The organism is Xanthomonas sp. NCPPB 3200 (assembly GCF_056393585.1).
Genome location: NZ_CM150785.1, coordinates 4,054,010 through 4,071,402 on the forward strand (window position 1 = coordinate 4,054,010; position 17,393 = coordinate 4,071,402).

The following is a 17,393-nucleotide window of genomic DNA, read 5'->3' on the forward strand; positions in this document are numbered from 1 at the left end:
GCTGGAGCACGCACGCACCATCGCACGGGCGTGCATGGGCCGTGCGTATTCCGATCAGAATCGGTAGTCCAGGCCAACGGTGAAGTAACGCCCGCGCAGGTCGTACTGGGTGAAGTCGTAAGGCGCACGAATGCCCGGGAACGAGGCGTCGACCGGCGGCTGCTTGTCGGCCAGGTTCTCGATCTTGGCGTACAGGGTCAGCTTGTCGATGCCGGTGTAACCCAGATACAGGTCGAACTGGTTGTAGTCGCCCACGCGCGACTGCACGGCACTGGCCGCCGCGCTGGCCTTCTGGTCGTAGCCGCCGGTGTAGTACCAGGTCAGTGCGGCGCTGACGGTGCCCAGGTTCCAGTCCAGCGTGGTGGTGGCCTTGTTGCGTGGCAGCGACGGGCCGAGATTGCTGCCGGCGTAATCCTGCAACGGACCACCGACCACGGTGGGGCGGCGGTAATCTCGCACATGGGTGTAGGCGGTATTGAGCCCGAAGTTGCCGGCCGCCTCGGTACGCCAGCGCTGGCGTAGTTCGACATCGATCCCCGAGGTCGTCAGCTCGCTGAGGTTCTGGTAGCGGTTGTACACCGCCACCAGCGTGCCGCGCTCGTTGCGGATCACGTCGGCCGGGTCGTTATTCTGCACGATGGTGGCGTTGTTGCCGGTGCCGACCAGATTCTCCAGTTCGATCTTGTACCAGTCCACGCTCAGGCTGGTGTCGGCCCACGGCGACAGCACCACGCCCAGGTTGTAGCTGCGCGTGCGCTCGGGTTCGAGCGCGGTGTTGCCGACGGTGAAGAAGGTCGGGTTCTGGCGCGAGCCCGGCACGTCCGGATCGAACGGGTCGACCACCGAGCCGTAAGAGATGTTGGTGCTGGCCGCATTCTCCGACAACGACGGTGCGCGAAAGCCGCGCGAGGCGGCCGCGCGCACCAGCACGGCGTCCAGCGGCTGCCAGCGCAGGCTGGCCTTGGGCGAAAACGCCTCGCCGAAATCGCTGTAGTGATCGCCGCGCCCGGCCAGTTGCAGTTCCAGCGATCGCAGCAGCGGCAGGTTGACCTCGGCATACAGCGCCGACACCCTCCGCTCGCCATCCACCGCGGCAATCGCGGGGCGGATCTGCAGGCCCTGGTCGATCTGCCAGGGATTGCGCGAGACCAGTTCCTCCTGCCGCCACTCGGCACCGGCGGCGAACCCGACGCTGCCGGCCGGCAGTTCGAACAGGTTGCCGGACACCTTGGCATCGACGCCGCGCAGCGTCGATTGCGCCGGGCGCAGCGTGCTGAGGTTGATGCCGTCGATCACCGACTGCGGCGTGGCGGACGGGTCGAGCAGGTTGTAGCTGCCGTCGGCCAGCGCCTGCGCCAGCGTGAAGCGGTTGGCGAAGCCACCGGACACGGTTTCGTGCTCGGTACTGCGCGCGGTGAATGCAGCCGCCTCCCAATCCCAGCGTTCGGTCTTGCCGCGCACACCACCGAGAAAGCGGTAGGACTGCGAGCGATTGGTTTTGACCGTCTGGCCCAGGTCGAAGAAGGTGTATTCGATCGGCACCGCGGTGCCGTACGGGTTGTACGGGCTGGAGGCCGGCAACAGGTTGGACACCGGCTCGGCCAGCCCGCTGCTGGCGTTCAAGGCGAAGCGGCCGCCTTCCAGGGTGAAATACGGGCTGGAGCCGAAGATCGACACGCCCTTGACCTCGCTGTAGAGCGCCTCGCCGAACGCCTCGACGCTGTCGCTGAGCCGGAAGGTGGCATTGGTGTAGGCCTGATAGCGCTTGGTCGAGGGAATCAGCGTGGTGAACGGGGCCTGGTTGAAGCCGCAGGTGTCGCCGGCCAGGCCGTCGATCGGCGCGCTGGCGGTGAGTACGGTGCCGCTGGGGCAGTTGCCTTGTGCGTCCAGCATCGGCACCGAGCGGCCGCCGACCAGGTAGCGCGCGCCCTTGGCCGACCAGCCGTTCCAGCGCCCGCCAGGCAGGTCGGTGTAGATGCCCGAGCGGGTCAGCGCGCGCTGATCCTGATCCAGCCGGTCGCGGTTGTAGGCGTCGAAACTGAAAAGGATGTTGTAGCCGTCGCGGTCCAGGTCGCCGATGCCGCCGATGAACTTGGCGCGCTGGGTATCCATGCCGCCCTGATCGGAGGTGCCGCCGCTCAGACCCAGCTCGGCGCCCTGGAAATCCTGCCGGGTGATGATGTTGACCACGCCGGCCACCGCGTCGGAGCCGTACACGGCAGAGGCGCCATCCTTGAGCACTTCGATGCGCTCCACTGCCACAAGCGGCAATGCGTTGAGGTTGACGAAGGTGTCGCCCAGGCCATTGGCGGGAAAGCCGTAGTTGGCCAGGCGGCGTCCGTTGAGCAGCACCAGGGTGTTCTTCTGCGACAGCCCGCGCAGGCCGATGCCCGCCGAGCCGGACGCCCAGCCGTTGTTGGTGGTTTCGTTGGTGGCGTTGCCGGTGTTGGCCGAGATCGAGCGCAGCGCGTCGGCCACGGTGACCTTGCCGGACTGTTCCAGCTGCTGGCGGTCGATCACCTGCACCGGGTTCGGGCCTTCGCTGTCGGTGCGCTTGATATTGGAGCCGGTGACGCTGACGGTGGCCAGGGTCTTGCCCGTGTCGGGTGTCGCGTCGTCGGCATGGGCAAGGGGAATCAGCGCCGACAGAACGGCAGCAGACAGCAGATAAGGCATCGGGCGCTTCACGCACGGCATCCATGAATGGGGGTTTTGCAGTGGGCCATGCGCAATCGATTAACAAAAATTACAGATCTGCATAGAGATATGACGCGCGGTGACACACGCCGCTGGCCGGACGCAGTAAGACGCGCGTCGGACTTTGTGCGGCCGACCGGGCGCGGCGCTCCGGCGCAACGCGACCAACCCCGTGTTGCGGGTGCCACGCCAGGGCGCAGAGACGCTGTGTCGCCGTGATCGGGTCAGCCGGGCAGGCACCGGCGCACTTACAATGGCGCGCATGGATATCTTCAAAGTCTTTACGCTCGAAGCCGCGCACCGGCTTCCCAATGTGCCGCCCGGCCACAAGTGCGCCCGCCTGCACGGGCATTCGTTCCGGGTCGAGCTGCATGTCAGCGGCGAACCCGGCGCCGAGACCGGCTGGATCATGGATTTCGGCGACATCAAGGCCGCCTTCCAGCCGATCTACGACCGCCTGGACCACCACTATCTCAATGACATCGAGGGGCTGGAAAACCCGACCAGCGAGCGGCTGGCGATCTGGATCTGGGACCAGCTCAAGCCGGCGCTGCCGCAGCTGAGCGAGATCGTGGTGCATGAAACCTGCACCTCCGGCTGCCGCTATCGCGGCTGATCGCGCAGCGCAGTCGTGTGACGCAAGGCCGCCTCCAGGGCGGCCTTGTCGTTTCTACGGCACGGGTAATGAATTGATTTAAAAAGGCTTTTGAGACGATTTCGGAAATTTTCAGCAAACGTGTTGCATCGCAGCAATATCCGCGTATGCTGCAACGCAACAACGGTCACAGCCTTCCCCGAGGGGTTCGCAATGTCGGCGCAGTTCGAAAACGGCTTCAACAGCTTTGCTTCTGCAGCGGCACGCGCCAACCAGTTGGCGATGGAACACGCGGAAAACGCGTTTGGCCTGCAGCTGAAGACGCTCGAACGCAACGTCAGTGCGACCACCAGCTTCTTCGGTGAGTTTGCCCAGGCCCGCGACCTTGGCGCCTACCAGACGCTCTGGCCGAAGGGGCTGCAACTGGCCCGCGACAACCTGGAACGGCTGGCCTCGGTGAATCAGGAAGTGGTCGGACTGGGATTGAAGGCATCCGATGCGCTCGGCCAACTGGCCAAGCAGCAGTTCGAGGCCAACAGCGAGCAGGCCGCCAAAGGCAAGACCCGGCGCACGTAAGCGCCGACAAAAAATTCAGCGTCTTTGCATGGGTCCCTCCCCCCATGCAATCCGGCCCGACAGATCCCTCCCTCTGTCGGGCTTTTTTATTGTCTGCGCATTGCGCGTGCTACCAATTTGACCAGGTGGTATCGCGGCGCGGCACGGCGCAGGGTGCACTGGAAACGCCGGGACGCAGGGCGAGCGCCCGGCAGCGCGCAAGGCTGGGATGGCATCTGGCGATCCGCGTCGCAGTGACGCGGCCGCCAGACCGCCAACATCACTCACACCGGCATGTGCAGCCCCAGCGACTGCGCCGCGGCATCGGCGCCCGGCCGCCAGCCGATCCGGCCCCAGCACGGCATCGCCAGGCGCTGGCGCAGCATGCCGATGTTCTCCTCGATGCGCTCCATCTGCGGGTCGACCTCGTTGGCGATCCAGCCGATGCAGTCCAGCCCGTCGGCAGCGATCGCCGCAGCGCTCAGGCGCGCGTGATTGATGCAGCCCAGCCGGATGCCGACCACCAGCACCACGGGCAGCTTGAGCGCACGCACCAGATCGGCCTGGTCCAGATCGGCGCTCAATGGCGCAGCCCAGCCGCCGACACCTTCCACCACCACCACCTCGGCCTGCGCGCGCAATTGCGCGAAGGCCTGGGCGATCGGCTCCAGCGACAGGGTCACGCCGACATCGGCGGCGGCCAGTTCCGGCGCCAGCGGTGCCGGCAAGGCATAGGGATTGAGGGTGGCGTAATCGGGTTGCGGGGCGCTGGCGGCCTGCAGCGCCAGCGCGTCCTCGTTGCGCCAGCCCTGCGGCGTGTGCTCGCAACCGCTGGCCACCGGCTTCATGCCGACCGCCGTGTGGCCCTGCCTGCGCAGTGCGTGCAGCAGCGCGGTGCTGGCCATGGTCTTGCCGATGCCGGTGTCGGTGCCGGTGACATACAACGCCGGAAGCTGCATGCGTGTGCTCCTGCGGCCGCGCCGCGGTTGCCGTGGGGCGCGCAGCATAGCGTGCGGATCCGAACGCGCGGCTGAGTCGCAATGCCGCTGCGGATGGCCGCTGCTAAACTTCGGCCATGTTCGCAACCTCTTCGCTGACCGGCAGCAAGCCGGAACAATACGCCCAGCTCACCGCCCAGGCCCAGGCCCTGGTGCATGGCGAGCCGGACCGGATCGCCAATGCCGCCAACCTGGCCGCGCTGATCTTCAATGCGTTGCCGTCGCTCAACTGGGCCGGCTTCTATTTCTACGACGGCCGCGAGCTGGTGGTGGGGCCGTTCCAGGGCTTGCCGGCCTGCGTGCGCATTCCGCTGGACAAGGGCGTGTGCGGCGCGGCTGCCAGCACCCGGCAGAGTCAGCGCATTGCCGACGTGGATGCCTTCCCCGGGCACATCGCCTGCGATTCGGCCTCGCGCTCGGAGCTGGTGATTCCGCTGGTCAGGGGCGATGCGCTGATCGGCGTGCTGGATCTGGACAGCCCGGAGCTGGATCGCTTCGACGCCGACGATCAGCGCGGCCTGGAAGCCATTGCCCAGATCTTTGTCGGCGCGCTGACGTGACCACCGAACGGCTGCGCAACATCGGCCCGAAAAGTGCGGCGTGGCTGCGCCAGGTCGGCCTGCGCACGCAGCAGGATCTGCAGGCGGTGGGCGCGGTGGGCGCATTCGTCAAAGTGCGCCGCGCCGGCTTCAAGCCCAGCCTCAACCTGCTGTATTCGCTGGAAGGCGCGTTGACCGACTGCCATTGGCAGGACGTGCCGGAAGCGCGCCGGCACGCCTTGCTGGCCGAATACGAGGCAGCCAGTGCGCTGTTGCCGGTGCGCGGCCGCGCGGTCGGTGGGCCGGTGGAAACCGTGCACTACGCACGCGCCGACAACGACGATACGCACGGCGAGATGGGCCAAGCGGACGACGACACTGCGGACCTGAGCGAAACGCGCGACGATTGAGTGCCTGCGCCGAGGTGTCACCGCTGCATGCGTGCGGCATCAACACTGCGATCCGCAGCAGCGTGCTTGTCGAGCGGGTTCTCCTCGAGCGCCTGCTTGATGGGACGTCATCGACGCGTCGCTGCATCCCGCAACGTTGGCGCAAGCGATGCGCCCAACGTCTGGCCATGGCTGAGGCCTGGCAGCGGTTGATAGTCGGCGGTGAGGCCGGGTAACAACGACAGCAGCACGACGAGGCGTCGGGCGGCCTGTGGATCCGCGCGCGGCCGCCCCGGGCGATCCGGTTTTGCCTTGTTCGCTGGTGGTGCGCCCTCGCCTGCCATCAGCGTCAGCCGACGCCTGGATGGCTGCGTGCCCGCCGAACCCTCCCGTGCATGGTCGACCACACGCTGCGCCTGCTGGACAATAAATCCATCGCCCCACCACAGCGACGGGTCGACCGCGACGTAGTGCTGGAACAGCTGCGGCTGCGTCAGCAACACCTGCAGCACGAACAATCCGCCATACGAATGGCCCCACAGCGTCTGCCGCTGACGGTCCACCGCCACGCGCGCTTCCACCTGCGGGCGGATGGCTGTTGCGATCAGCTGCGCGAACGCCGCCGCACCGCCGGTTCTGCGCTGCGGATCGAGTGGATCGGTTTCCACCCGCCCGTCGCTATAGCGCGCAGGCGTGTAGTCCAGGCTGCGCCCCACCGCATCGATGCGCAATGCGCTGTCGTCGGCGATGAACACCAGCACCGGCGCATCGCCGTGGGTGGTCAGGCTGTCGAGCAGGCGCTCATCCAGCTCCATCAGCGCGGCATTGCCATCCAGCAGATACACCACCGGATGTCCCGCAGCCGGCGGCGCAGCTTTGGGGGTGGCGATGCGCACACGGTAATGGCGCTGGCCATCGGCCGAATCCAGGCGCAACGCGCTGAACACATACGAGGCACTGGGACGATCGGCGACGGTGCTGCCGATCGTGCGGCTCAGGTCCGGCTGTGCGAACGCCGGCACAGCGCCGGCGATCCACATCAGCGCAGCGGCACACGCAAGCCGCCAACGATGCTGTCGGGTCATTGCACTCTCCTGTTGCGGCGCGCACGTTCGCGCGCGGCGCCGCATCGCTGTCAGAAACCGAAACTCAGGCTCGCCCAAAACGCGCGACCGGGTTCGTTGTAGGTGGCTGCACCCGCCGCGCCGCCGGTATTGTTGGTGCCTTCGCGGAACAGACGGGTGTCGAACAGATTGTCCACACCGACGCCCACGCTGACCTTGCGGGTGATCCGGTAACGCGCACTGACGCCCCACAGGTCATAGGGGTCGCGCGTGTCGGGGGCGATGGCGCCGCCGCTGGTGCTCGATTGCGTGGCCGACTCCTGCTTGCCGTAGAAGGTCCCGGTGAGCAGCAGCGACAAGGCCTGGGTCGGCTGCCAATCCAGCGTGGTGTTGACGGTGTATTCCGGGATCACCGACAGCGGTTGATCGGTCGCGGTGTTCTTGTTCTCGATCATGTAGGTGACATTGGTGTTCCACTTCAGCTCGCGGCCCTGCTCGCCCAGCAGCGGCAACGTGAGATTGCCTTCCACACCCTGCACGATCGCTTCCGATGCGTTGGTCCACTGGAACACCTGCCCGCGCCGGTCGGCGGTGATACCGACCGGCGTCATGCCGGCGACGATCTTGTTGTCGTAGGCGTTATGGAAGTACGTCAGCGAGGCGTGGTGACCGGTTTGCGGTGCCCACTCGATGCCGATCTCCTTGTTGATGCTGGTCTCCGGATCGAGGTTGTCGTTGCCCTGGATATAGCAGCCCGAACCAAGATTGGGGAACAGCACCGGGCAGCCATTGCCGCGTGTGTAATACAGATAATTGGCGTTGGACTGGTACAGGTTGGGCGCCTTGAAGGCGCGCGCGATGCCGCCCTTGAGCAACCAGTCGTCGCTGAGTTTGTACTGCACGTTGAGGCTGGGGCTGAGGTTGTTGCCAAACTGGCTGTGGTGATCCAGCCGCACACCGGGCGTCAGCGTCAGCCGCTCGCTGGCGTAGATGTTGTCTTCCAGATACACCGCGCTGAGCGTGGCCTCGCTGCGTGGGCTGCGCGTGCCGTTGGCAAGACCGGGAAAGCCGCCGCCGGCGCTCACCGTCTGCGACATCGAATACGCATCGCTGAGGCGACTCTGGCGGCGCTCGAAACCCAGCGTCAGTACCTGCTCGGCCCAGGCCTGCAGCGGCATGTTGAACTCGCCGTCAATGTTGAGATTGTCGAGCGTGGCGGTGGAATTGAGCAGGCTGGCGGCAATGGAGCCTTCGGGGCCGCCGGCCAGGCCTTCGTTGAGGCGGGTATTGTCGGTGCCTTCATAGGCGGCGGTGAGGCGCGAGGTACCGAGCGCCCAGGTGCCGCGATGGGTCAGCGAGGCGGTGCGGCGGATCATGGTGTTGGTTTCGCTGCCGAACAGTGCGCCCAGATCGGCACCAGCCAGGCCATCGGCGCTGACCGCACGATCACCGGCGTACAGATTGCCCTGGCGGCTGAAGCCGGCATCGAGTTCGATCACCTGGCCTTCCATCGGATCCCAGCGCAGCAGGCCGTTGATGTCCTTGTTGCGCACGCCCTCGCGCCCGGCCGGCGGCACCGCGGCGGCACTGCTGGCAAAGCGGCGATTGAGCTCCAGCGAATCCGGATCGGTCTTGTTGAGGTTTCCATACAGGCGGAACGAGAACGTGTCGCTCAGCGGCCCGCTGAGCTGGAAGCCGGCACGCTGGCCACCGCCTTCGGCACTGTGCTGCGGCACCAGGCCGAACACCGTCATCGAGCCGGTCAGATCGCCGGTGGGCTTCTTGGTGATGATGTTGACCACACCGCCGGAGGCACCGGATCCGTAACGTGCCGCGGCCGGGCCGCGCAGCACTTCGATACGCTCCACCGCTTCGGCCGGCACCCAGTTGGTGTCGCCGCGCGTATTGCGCTCGCCGCTGCGGCCCATGCGCACCGCATCGCGCGATCCCACCGGCTTGCCGTCGACCAGGATCAGCGTGTTTTCCGGGCCCATGCCGCGCAGATCGATCTGGCGGTTGTTGCCGTACTGGCCGGAGGCGCTGTTGCCGATGAGGTTGACGCCCGGCATGGTGCGCAGCAACTGCGACAGATCGTTGACCGGTGGGCGCCGTTCGATGTCCTCGGCGGTGATCACCGATGACCCCAAGGCCTGGCGTGCGATCTGCGCGGCGGTGACGTGCACGGTGTCCAGCGACTGCGGCTCGGCTGCAACCTCTTCGGCGGATGCGCTGCAGATGCAGCAACCGAGAGCAATGGCCAGCACCAGCTGACGGTGGGACAACACGGGACGACGTGCAGGCGCAGACATCCATGACCGGCGTGATGCGGACATTCTCAAACCTCTCGACAGGAGATGGACCTCTGGCGACGGCTTGAGGTGACACGATGGGGGTGATGCATGCAGCGCCGCGCACGACGTGCATGCGCGGCGCTGACGCAGTCAAACTTGTCCGCGCATTCTACACAGATGCGATTCATTCTCAAATCGGAACGCTGCGCTTTCATGGCCGCACGCAGGCATTGCCGCTTCCGGCAGCGCAGACGTCACCAATGACGCACACGGGTGGGGAACTGTACGCATTAGCTGGCCGACGATGCGGCCAGCGTGCGAAAGGCCTTCATTCAAGGCGACAAATGCCGCCAGCCGATGGTGGTATTGGTTGCTTCACCGCCGTGCGGACGATGCCTGCACCCGCGCTGGCAACACTGCGCGTCTTACTTCAGCGCCAGCAATTGCCGCATGTCATCGATGATGGCCACGGCACCGGCGCTCTGCACATCGAAGCCGCGCAGATAGCCGTAACGCACCATCGCCAGCGGCGTTGCCGCGGCGTTTGCAGCCGCCGCGTCGGTGGCCGAATCGCCGACCATCAGGCATTGCTGCGGTGTGCGCCCGAACTGTTTGGCCAGGTGCAGCAGCGGCGCTGCATCGGGTTTGCGCTGCGGCAGCGAATCGCCACCGAGCACGCTGCTGAAATGCGCAGCGATGCCCAGGTGCTCGAGCAGCGGCGCGATGAAGCGCGCTGGCTTGTTGGTGCACAGCGCCAGCGTGGCGCCGGCCTCGCGCAGGCCGGCCAATGCCTCGGCAACACCGGGATACAGCTGCGGGTTGTGCAGCAGGCTGGCCTGGTAGTGGCGCATCATCAGCGGCATCTCGGTATCCGCATCGTGGGTGCCGCCGGCTTCGCGCAAGGCGGTGGCGAGCAGCACCTGCACGCCTTCGCCGATCCAGCTGCGGATCGTCGCCTCGCTGAACTGCTGCAGCCCGAGTTCCTGCAAGGTGGCATTGAGCGCTTCGGCGATATTGGGTGCGCTGTCCACCAGCGTGCCATCCAGGTCGAAGATCACCAGCGGATACGGAAACATGCGCACAGTCTCGTTGGGGGAGCGGCCTGCAGTGTACGAGCTGCGGGATTCAGGGCGCGTCACCGTGGCGCGATGCGAACGGCCGATGCCAGCGTCGATGCCTGCGTGGCTGCAGTCATCGCTGCATGCACCACACGCCGCGGCCGCGGTGCAGCAGCCATGCCGCCACGCACTCAGTGCGCCGGCGGCATGTCGCCGAACAACTCGCCCTGCACCGCGCCCTCTTCCGCGTCGCTGAAACCGCTCAATCCCACCCCGACCAGGCGATAGCGCGTGTCGTCGGGCAACTCCACGCGCCGGGTCAGCGCCAGCGCGATCTCCGCCAATGCCTCCAGCGAAGCCGGTGGCTGATCTGGCGTGTACGAGCGGGTCAGGATGCGGAAGTTGGAGGTCTTCAACTTGAGGACCACGGTGCGCCCGATGCGCTCGGTGCGGCGCGTGGCCAGCCAGGTCTTTTCGGCCAGGCGCAGGATGTGCGGATCCAGTGCCTCCAGCGCGATGTCCTCGCTGAAGGTATCTTCCGAGGACACCGACTGCACCTCCTGATCCGGCTCGACCGGGCGCTCGTCGATGCCGCGTGCGCGGCGGTACAGGCTCTGCCCGAAGCTGCCGAAATGCGCTTGCAGCTCTTCCAGGGGACGCAGCCGCAGATCGCTGACGGTGACGATCCCCAACGCCGCCAACTTGCCATCCATCACCTTGCCCACGCCGGGAATGCGGTTGACCGGCAGCGGCAGCAGGAACGCATCGACACGACTGGGCGCGATGACGAACTGCCCGTCGGGCTTGCGCCAATCCGAGGCGATCTTGGCCAGGAACTTGTTCGGTGCGATGCCGGCCGATGCGGTGAGCTGGGTTTCCTCGCGGATCTGGCTGCGGATCAGTTGCGCGATTTCGGTGGCCAGCTGCATGCCGGTCTTGGCTTGCGTGACATCCAGATAGGCCTCGTCCAGGGACAGCGGCTCGACCAGATCGGTGTGGCGATGGAAGATCTCGCGCACCTGCCGCGACACCGCCTTGTAGCGCGCAAAATCCGGCGGCACGAATACCGCATCCGGACACAGGCGCTCGGCACGCAGCGCGGGCATGGCCGAACGGATGCCATAGGTGCGCGCTTCGTACGAGGCCGCGCACACCACCGAGCGCGCACCGCGCCAGGCCACCACCACCGGCTTGCCGCGCAGCGATGGATCGTCACGTTGCTCCACGGACGCGTAGAACGCATCCATGTCCACGTGCACGATCTTGCGCATCAAGCTGGCATCTCTCCGAAAACGTCGGGCCATGATAAATCAGCCGCGTCTCACGTCTTGCGCCGCGCCATCGCGCAAGCCCGGGCGCGAACGGACGCGAGCGCTGGCGGGACGCTCTGCTGCGTCTGTCCGGGCGCCGATCCACGCCGAACAGGCATGCCTGACCGCGTTCCGCTGAATGCCGTGATCCGCGTTGGACCCTGTCTGCCACACATGCTTGCCGCACTGCGCAACCGGCTGAAAACAGCACGCATGCGTACGGATAAAACGTTTGATTGAACCGCGCGCCCTCATGCACCCTTGCCGGCCTCGCCTTTCGCTTCTTGCAGGAAACGTTCGTCATGACTCGTCAAAGTGCGTACTCGCGCGACCAATTGCTGGCCAGCGCGCGCGGGGAATTGTTCGGACCCGACAGTGCCCGCCTGCCCAACGACCCGATGCTGATGTTCGACCGCATCACCGAGATCAACGACAGCGGCGGCGCGCATGGCAAGGGCCTGATCCGCGCAGAACTCGACGTGCGCCCGGACCTGTGGTTCTTCGGCTGCCACTTCATCGACGACCCGGTGATGCCCGGCTGCCTGGGCCTGGACGCGATGTGGCAGCTGACCGGCTTCTTCCTCACCTGGATCGGCGCAGCAGGCCGCGGCCGCGCGCTGGGCTGCGGCGAGGTCAAGTTCACCGGCCAGGTGTTGCCGAGCGCGAAATTGGTCAGTTACGAAATCGATATCAGCCGCGTGATCAACCGCAAGCTGGTGATGGCCCAGTCCGATGCACGCATGCTGGTGGACGGGCGCGAAATCTACACGGCCAACGATCTGCGCGTGGGCATGTTCACTTCAACGGAGAATTTCTGATGCGTCGCGTCGTCGTCACCGGAATGGGCATCACTTCCTGCCTGGGCAATGATCTGGACACCGTCTCCAGCGCCTTGCGCGAGAGCCGCTCGGGCATCACCGCATTGCCCGATCATGCCGACGCCGGCCTGCGCAGCCAGGTCGGCGGTGCGGTGGCGCTGGATCTGGACAGCCTGATCGACCGCAAGCTCAAACGCTTCATGGGCGATGCCTCGGCCTACGCCTACCTGGCGATGCGCGATGCGATCGCCGATGCCGGACTGGATGCCGAGCAGGTCAGCGACCTGCGCACCGGCCTGATTGCCGGCTCCGGTGGCGGGTCCAGCCAGTGGCAGGTGGAAACCGCCGATCTGCTGCGCAACCGTGGCGTGCGCAAGGTCGGCCCGTACATGGTGCCGCGCACGATGTGTTCGTCGGTCTCCGCTTCGTTGGCAACCGCGTTCAAGATCCGTGGCCTGAGCTATTCGCTGTCGGCCGCGTGTGCGACCTCGGCGCATTGCATCGGCGCGGCCGCGGACCTGATCCGGCACGGCGCGCAGGATGTGATGTTCGCCGGCGGCGGCGAAGAACTGCACTGGACCATGAGCGTGATGTTCGATGCGATGGGCGCGCTGTCCACCGGCTTCAACGATCGCCCCGCCGTGGCATCGCGGCCCTACGATGCGCAGCGCGACGGCTTTGTCATCGGCAGCGGCGGCGGCATGCTGGTGCTGGAAGACTATGATCACGCCATCGCGCGTGGCGCACGCATCCATGCCGAACTGCTCGGCTATGGCGTGACCTCCGATGGCGCCGACATGGTGGCGCCCAGCGGCGAAGGTGCGGTGCGCTGCATGCACATGGCCATGCAGGGCCTGACGCAGCCGATCGACTACCTCAACACGCACGGCACCTCCACGCCGCTGGGCGATGTGACCGAGCTGGGCGCGGTGCGCGAGGTGTTCGGCGACAACGTCCCGCCGCTGTCCTCGACCAAGGCGTTGTCCGGCCATTCCTTGGGCGCGGCCAGCGTGCACGAGGCGATCTACAGCCTGCTGATGCTGCGCGACGGCTTCATGGCCGGCTCGGCGCATATCGACGAACTCGACCCGCGCGCCGAAGGCTTCCCGATCCTGCGACAGACCCAGGACGCCACGTTGAACACGGTGATGTCCAACAGCTTCGGCTTCGGCGGCACCAACGCAGCGCTGGTATTCGGCCGGGTGTGAGGGCGCGGCGCCGGGCGCCGCGCGGAGTTGGGAGTTGGGGATCGGTGTGCGGAGAGATCGCTCTTGCCACTCCCCAATCCCGATTCCCCACTCCCGGTTCAGCCGGCCATGCCGTTGTGCCGCAACAGCGCATCGATGCTCGGCGCACGCCCACGGAAGGCGCGGAAGTTGTCGGCCGCGCTGCGGCTGCCGCCACGCGACAGCACTTCATGGCGGAAGCGCGCGCCGGTGTCGGCCACCTGCTCAGGCGCTTCTTCGAAGGCAGCGTAGGCATCGGCGCTGAGCACTTCGGCCCACTTGTAGCTGTAGTAACCGGCTGCATAACCGCCGGCGAAGATGTGGCTGAACTGGTGCGGGAAGCGATTCCATGCCGGCGGGCGGTTGACCGCCACCTCGTCGCGCACCCGTTCGATCAGCTGCAGCACGTTGTCCTGGGTCGGGTCGAAGCTGCTGTGCAGCTGCATGTCGAACAACGCAAATTCCAGCTGACGCACGGTGAACATGCCGCTCTGGAAATTGCGTGCGGCCAGTAACCGGTCGAACAGGTTGCGCGGCAGCGGCTCGCCGGTCTGCACGTGCGCGGTCATCGCCTGCACGCGCTCCCATTCCCAGCAGAAGTTCTCCATGAACTGGCTCGGCAATTCCACCGCGTCCCATTCCACGCCGTTGATGCCGGCCACGCCCAACTCGCCGATGCGCGTCAGCAACTGATGCAGGCCGTGGCCCATTTCATGGAAGAGCGTGGTGACTTCGCCATGCCGGAACGTGGCCGGCGTATCGCCACTGCCACGGCCGAAGTTGCACACCAGATACACCAGCGGCGTCTGCACGCCGTTGGCGGTGTCGCGGCGGTTGCGGCAATCGTCCATCCACGCGCCGCCACGCTTGCCTTCGCGCGCGTACAGGTCCAGATAGAACTGGCCGACCAGCTCGCCCTGCGCATCTTCCAGACGATAGAAGCGCACATCCGCATGCCAGACCGGCGCGCGGTCGGGCTTGACGGTCAGGCCATACAGGCTGTGGATCACATCGAACAGACCGGCCAGCACCTTGGGCTCGGTGAAGTACTGCTTCACCTCCTGCTCGGAGAAGCTATAGCGCGCCTGCTTGAGTTTTTCGGAGGCATAGGCCAGATCCCAGGCCTGCAGTTCGTCCAGGCCAAGTTCGTCGCGGGCGAAGGCTTCGAGCTCGGCACGGTCGCGTTGCGCATACGGCTTTGCGCGCACTGCCAGATCGCGCAGGAAGCCCATCACTTCATCCGGGCTTTGCGCCATCTTGGTGGCGACCGAATACTCCGCGTAACTGGCAAAGCCGAGCAGCTGCGCCAGTTCGGCGCGCAAGGCCAGGATACGATCGATATTGGCGCTGTTGTCCAGCGCGGCATCGCCGAACTCGGAGGCGCGCTCGGCGTTGGCGCGATACAGCCGCGCGCGCAGCTCACGATTGTCCGCATCGGTCTGCACCGGCAGATAGCACGGCATCTGCAAGGTCAGCTTCCAGCCCGGCACGCCGTCCTTTTCCGCGGCCGCGCGTGCAGCGGCGACCACCTCGGCCGGCAAACCAGACAGCTCGGTTGCGTCCTCGCTCACGTACGACCATGCATCGGTGGCATCGAGCACGTTCTGCGAAAACTTGGCGGCCAGTGCGGACAGTTCTTCCTGGACCTGCGCAAACCGCGCCTTGGACGCGTCATCCAGCTCGGCACCGCCGAGGCGGAAATCGCGCAGCGCGTTTTCCAGCACCTTGCGCCGCGCGGCGTCGTAATGCGCCGCTTCCGGCGCTTCGGCCAGCGCCTTGTACTGCGCATACAGCGCCAGGTTCTGCGCCAGCGCACTGCCGAAGCGGCTGAGCTTGGGCAGATTGCTGTTGTAGGCCTCGCGCAGTTCCGGCGTATTGACCACCGCCTGCAGATGGCCGACCTGGCCCCAGGCACGCCACAGCCGCTCGGTGGCATCGTCCAGCGGCACCACGAAGCTGTCCCAGCTGACCGGGCTGACCTGCTCGGCCGCTTTCACCGCGGCCTCGGCCTCGGCCAGCAGTTGATCGATTGCCGGGCCCACGTGTTCGGGGCGGATCGCATCGAAGGACGGCAGTCCGGACAGATCGAGCAGCGGGTTGGTCATGGGGCGCTCCGGCGGTGGACTGGATCAGGAATCAGGGCGAGGGGTGGCAGACGCTGCCAGAGGCAGCGGTTTTGCCAGCAGCTGATCGGATATGGCGGTCATTCCAGCGCCGCACAAGGCAGCGCAGGCAAGTCGCCGCCGTTGACGGCGATGGCAATGGCCGCATCGCTGTCGGTGACGTCGATGTCGCGCGCCACGTACCAGGCCGGGTCGTAATAGCTGTGCGCATAGCGCTCGCCGGCATCGCACAGGATGGTGACGATGGAGCCGCTGCGGCCGGCCTGGCGCATGCGCTGGGCAGCCTGCAGCACGCCGACGAAGTTGGTGCCGGTGGAGCCGCCGACGCGGCGACCGAGCGTGGCGCTGACATGGCGCATGGCGGCCAGGCTCAGGGCGTCGGGCACCTTGATCATAACGTCCACGCAGCTGGCGATGAAGCTGGACTCCACCCGCGGGCGGCCGATGCCTTCGATGCGCGAGCCGCCGGTGATGGCCAGCTCCTTGGGGCACTGCCCGTCCACCGCGCGGCAATAGCCGTCGAAGAACACCGACACTTCCGGGTCGGCGCAGAGGATGCGGGTGGCGTGGCGCCGGTAGCGCACATAGCGGCCGAGCGTGGCACTGGTGCCGCCGGTGCCGGGGCTGCAGACGATCCAGTCGGGAATCGGATGCGGCTCCTCGGCCAACTGCTTGAAGATCGATTCGGCGATGTTGTTGTTGGCGCGCCAGTCGGTGGCGCGCTCGGCGTAGGTGAACTGGTCCATGAAATGACCGCCGGTCTCGCGCGCGAGCTGGTGCGAGGCACTGTCCAGATCGCAGGCACGCTCGACCAGATGGCAGCGGCCGCCCTGGAATTGAATCGCGGCGATCTTTTCCGGCGAGGTCGAAGCCGGCATCACCGCGATGAAGGGCACCCCCAGCAGCCGCGCGAAATAGGCCTCGGAGATGGCGGTCGAGCCACTGGAGGCCTCGATCACCGGCCGCCCGGCCCGCAGCCAGCCGTTGGTCAGCGCGTACAGGAACAGCGAGCGCGCCAGCCGGTGCTTGAGGCTGCCGGTCGGGTGGCTGGACTCGTCCTTGAAATACAGGTCGATGCCCGGAAAACCCGGCAGGTCCATCGGAATCAGATGGGTGTCGGCCGAACGGTTGAAATCGGCCTCGATCTTCTGGATGGCGGCGGCCACCCACTGGCGCTGCGACATGGCAGGACTGTGCGGCGAAGGAAGCGTCAATTCTACCGCTGCCGGGCGCGCGGCCACGGCCGGCGGGTCATCGGGCGGACAGCTGGGAGCCGGTGCTATGCTCGTCGCACCCGACTGCCCGCCCTGACTGCCCGTGCTGCGTTGCCTGCTCCGCCTGCTGCTGTGCCTGTGCCTGGTTGCCAATACGGCCACCGGCGCGTGGGCGTCGGTGGGCATGGCGCTGCCGGGGATGGCGTCGGCCGGGGCGGTTGCGACCGCGTCGATGGCGCACGCGTCGATGCCGGCCGCGATGCCCTGCCATGCCGACATGCCGCCGCCCGCTGCGGCGCATCCCCCCGATAAAACCCGGCACGCGCACGCAACCGACTGCTGCAAGCTGGGCAGCTGCGACTGCCTGCAGCACTGCAGCCTCGCCTTGCTGACCCTGCCTGCGGTACCCGCCGGCCTGCCTGGCCGCGCCACCCTGCCTGCCACCCTGGCCGAAGGGCGCGGCAGTCCAGTGCCCGAGCAACCGGTTCGACCTCCCATCGCCTGAGCGCTGACGGC

15 protein-coding genes are annotated in these 17,393 nt (G+C 66.6%); 7 read left to right on the forward strand and 8 right to left on the reverse strand.

The window, feature by feature from the left end; translation table 11 throughout:
• Window positions 1-54: 54 nt before the first annotated feature.
• On the reverse strand, window positions 55-2,676 hold the full coding sequence (locus AC06DU_RS17350; protein ID WP_478202913.1) for a TonB-dependent receptor plug domain-containing protein: 2,622 nt from the start codon (window positions 2,674-2,676) through the stop codon (window positions 55-57).
• 283 nt (window positions 2,677-2,959) lie between these two features.
• On the opposite strand from AC06DU_RS17350, the gene queD reads away from it, so the two are divergent.
• Window positions 2,960-3,313 (forward strand): 6-carboxytetrahydropterin synthase QueD, encoded by a 354-nt coding sequence (queD, locus tag AC06DU_RS17355; protein ID WP_024938374.1) that lies wholly within the window; start codon window positions 2,960-2,962, stop codon window positions 3,311-3,313.
• 192 nt (window positions 3,314-3,505) lie between these two features.
• Complete coding sequence (locus tag AC06DU_RS17360; protein ID WP_039518815.1) at window positions 3,506-3,868, forward strand: phasin family protein; 363 nt, start codon at window positions 3,506-3,508, stop codon at window positions 3,866-3,868.
• Between the two features lie 263 nt (window positions 3,869-4,131).
• Here AC06DU_RS17360 and bioD read toward each other — a convergent pair whose 3' ends face one another.
• On the reverse strand, window positions 4,132-4,806 hold the full coding sequence (bioD, locus tag AC06DU_RS17365) for a dethiobiotin synthase (protein WP_039513024.1): 675 nt from the start codon (window positions 4,804-4,806) through the stop codon (window positions 4,132-4,134).
• 116 nt (window positions 4,807-4,922) lie between these two features.
• Between bioD and AC06DU_RS17370 the strand changes: the two genes are divergently transcribed.
• Together AC06DU_RS17370 and AC06DU_RS17375 are read left to right on the forward strand one after the other, a co-directional pair.
• Entirely contained in the window at window positions 4,923-5,405 is a 483-nt protein-coding gene (locus AC06DU_RS17370; RefSeq protein WP_104593589.1) for a GAF domain-containing protein, read from the forward strand.
• A complete protein-coding gene (locus tag AC06DU_RS17375; RefSeq protein ID WP_102580578.1) occupies window positions 5,402-5,794 on the forward strand; it encodes a TfoX/Sxy family protein in 393 nt (130 codons plus the stop codon). The genes AC06DU_RS17370 and AC06DU_RS17375 overlap by 4 nt, the downstream gene beginning before the upstream one ends.
• Before the next feature lie 107 nt (window positions 5,795-5,901).
• On the opposite strand, the gene AC06DU_RS17380 is transcribed toward AC06DU_RS17375, so the two are convergent.
• The 4 genes from AC06DU_RS17380 to dinB all read right to left on the reverse strand — a co-directional run bounded on the left by AC06DU_RS17380 (window position 5,902) and on the right by dinB (window position 11,457).
• Complete coding sequence (locus tag AC06DU_RS17380; RefSeq protein ID WP_478204442.1) at window positions 5,902-6,813, reverse strand: alpha/beta hydrolase; 912 nt, start codon at window positions 6,811-6,813, stop codon at window positions 5,902-5,904.
• A gap of 95 nt (window positions 6,814-6,908) precedes the next feature.
• Entirely contained in the window at window positions 6,909-9,119 is a 2,211-nt protein-coding gene (locus tag AC06DU_RS17385) for a TonB-dependent siderophore receptor (protein ID WP_478204444.1), read from the reverse strand.
• A 434-nt stretch (window positions 9,120-9,553) separates the two neighbouring features.
• Window positions 9,554-10,204, reverse strand: coding sequence for a phosphoglycolate phosphatase (gph, locus tag AC06DU_RS17390; protein ID WP_478202914.1), 651 nt, complete (start codon window positions 10,202-10,204; stop codon window positions 9,554-9,556).
• A 173-nt stretch (window positions 10,205-10,377) separates the two neighbouring features.
• Complete coding sequence (gene dinB / locus AC06DU_RS17395) at window positions 10,378-11,457, reverse strand: DNA polymerase IV (protein ID WP_104593593.1); 1,080 nt, start codon at window positions 11,455-11,457, stop codon at window positions 10,378-10,380.
• Window positions 11,458-11,798: 341 nt separating this feature from the next.
• Here dinB and fabA point away from each other — a divergent pair, with 341 nt between their 5' ends.
• Both fabA and fabB read left to right on the forward strand, forming a co-directional pair.
• Entirely contained in the window at window positions 11,799-12,314 is a 516-nt protein-coding gene (gene fabA / locus AC06DU_RS17400; protein WP_039522501.1) for a 3-hydroxyacyl-[acyl-carrier-protein] dehydratase FabA, read from the forward strand.
• Complete coding sequence (fabB, locus tag AC06DU_RS17405) at window positions 12,314-13,522, forward strand: beta-ketoacyl-ACP synthase I (protein ID WP_024938384.1); 1,209 nt, start codon at window positions 12,314-12,316, stop codon at window positions 13,520-13,522. Before fabA ends, fabB begins: the two co-directional genes overlap by 1 nt.
• Window positions 13,523-13,620: 98 nt before the next feature.
• On the opposite strand, the gene AC06DU_RS17410 is transcribed toward fabB, so the two are convergent.
• A complete protein-coding gene (locus tag AC06DU_RS17410) occupies window positions 13,621-15,645 on the reverse strand; it encodes a M3 family metallopeptidase (RefSeq protein WP_046344441.1) in 2,025 nt (674 codons plus the stop codon).
• A 98-nt stretch (window positions 15,646-15,743) separates the two neighbouring features.
• Window positions 15,744-16,847, reverse strand: a complete 1,104-nt coding sequence (locus AC06DU_RS17415; protein ID WP_024938387.1) for a PLP-dependent cysteine synthase family protein — start codon at window positions 16,845-16,847, stop codon at window positions 15,744-15,746.
• Between the two features lie 133 nt (window positions 16,848-16,980).
• Between AC06DU_RS17415 and AC06DU_RS17420 the strand changes: the two genes are divergently transcribed.
• Window positions 16,981-17,382, forward strand: coding sequence for a CopL family metal-binding regulatory protein (locus tag AC06DU_RS17420; protein WP_024938388.1), 402 nt, complete (start codon window positions 16,981-16,983; stop codon window positions 17,380-17,382).
• Window positions 17,383-17,393 lie beyond the last annotated feature (11 nt).